At 76.2% G+C, this 865-nt stretch carries 1 pseudogene; it reads left to right on the top strand.

Going from position 1 to position 865, the window contains the following annotated elements:
* Positions 1-217: 217 nt before the first annotated feature.
* Positions 218-865, top strand: a pseudogene (locus IH80_RS0138425) (pyridoxal-dependent decarboxylase); the annotation flags it as partial.

The raw sequence follows: 865 nt of genomic DNA, 5'->3' as shown, positions 1-865 counted from the left end.
CCACCGCCCGCGCCCGGCAACCCGCCTCCGGCAACGCCACCGCCCGCGCCCGGCAACCCGCCTCCGGCAACGCCACCGCCCGCGCCCCGCACCCCCGCCTGCGGCAACGCCACCGCCGACTCGGACAAACCCCGGCGGTTACCCCATTCGGGTCTCATCGTTGTACTGGTCGGGTGTCCCGCACCGCACGGCACCCCGCCAGCCCCCGGAGGTCCCGTTGACAGCGCCGCACGGCAACCCGCTCGCCGGCGGAGCCACCGGCCCGCACGCCCTGCGCCCCCTCCTCGACACCGTCCTCGACGCCCTCCGCACCGGCGCGCAGGACCGTTACGGCCCCCTCCCCACCGGCGGCCCCGACGCCGTCACCGCCCACGTCCGCACCGCACTCGGCGACGTACTGCCCGACCACGGCACCGGCGACCACGAAGCCCTCCGCACCCTCGTCCGCACCCTCGCCGCCGGCGCCGCGGACCCCGCCCACCCCCACTGCGCCGCCCACCTGCACTGTCCACCCCTCGCCGTCGCCGTCGCCGCCGACCTCGCCGCCGGCGCCCTCAACCCCTCCCTCGACTCCTGGGACCAGGCCCCCGCCGCCTCCGCGATCGAAGCCCTCCTCACCCGCGCCCTCGCCGCCGAATTCCACGACACCCCCCACCCCGACGCCCTCATCACCACCGGCGGCACCGAAGCCAACCAACTCGCCCTCCTCCTCGCGCGCGAACGCCACGGCCCCCACCTCACCGTCCTGCACGGAGCCAACGCCCACCACTCCGTCCCCCGCGCCGCCTGGCTCCTCGGCCTCCCCCCGGCCACCGAACCTGTCTCTTATACACATCTCCGAGCCCACGAGACAAGAGGCAATCTC

It is taken from the genome of Streptomyces sp. NRRL S-378, from assembly GCF_000720645.1.
In the GTDB taxonomy this organism is placed as follows: Bacteria; Actinomycetota; Actinomycetes; order Streptomycetales; family Streptomycetaceae; genus Streptomyces.
Note: the sequence above shows the minus strand (reverse complement) of the source record. Positions and strands in the feature narration are given on the sequence as shown.